Here is an 821-nt window from a genome sequence, read left to right on the forward strand (position 1 = left end):
GCACCTACAGTACGACCACCTTCACGGATCGCAAAACGTAGACCTGGGTCCATTGCGATCGGGTGGATTAATTCTACTGACATTTCTACGTTGTCACCAGGCATTACCATTTCTACGCCATCTTGTAATTTGATCGCGCCAGTTACGTCAGTTGTACGGAAGTAGAACTGTGGACGGTAACCGTTAAGGAATGGAGTATGACGACCACCTTCTTCTTTAGAAAGTTGGTATACTTGTGCAGCGACTTTAGTGTGTGGCTTGATTGTACCTGGTTTAGCAAGTACTTGACCACGTTGTACGTCTTCACGCTTAGTACCACGAAGAAGAACACCACAGTTCTCGCCCGCACGACCTTCGTCAAGAAGCTTACGGAACATTTCTACGCCAGTTACAGTCGTTACAACTGTGTCACGGATACCAACGATTTCAACTGTTTCGCCAACTTTAACGATACCAGATTCAACACGACCTGTTACAACAGTACCACGACCAGAGATAGAGAATACGTCTTCGATTGGCATTAAGAATGCTTTGTCGATAGCACGTTCTGGTTCTGGAATATAAGTATCAAGCGCTTCAACAAGTGCAAGAACTGATGCTTCACCGTAAGGACCGTCATTACCGTTTAATGCTTGAAGAGCTGAACCACGGATGATTGGAGTGTCATCACCTGGGAAATCATAAGTAGAAAGAAGTTCACGAACTTCCATTTCTACTAATTCAAGTAATTCTTCATCATCAACAAGGTCACACTTGTTAAGGAATACAAGAATAAATGGCACACCAACCTGACGTGAAAGAAGGATGTGTTCACGAGTTTG

At 44.1% G+C, this 821-nt stretch carries 1 protein-coding gene; it reads right to left on the reverse strand.

From position 1 onward, the window contains the following. Positions 1–821 (reverse strand): elongation factor Tu (locus RSC39_RS11905; RefSeq protein ID WP_332537435.1); only part of this gene is annotated, 821 nt, incomplete at both ends.

The sequence above is a fragment of the Lactococcus sp. genome (assembly GCF_036648155.1).
In the GTDB taxonomy this organism is placed as follows: Bacteria; Bacillota; Bacilli; order Lactobacillales; family Streptococcaceae; genus Lactococcus; species Lactococcus cremoris.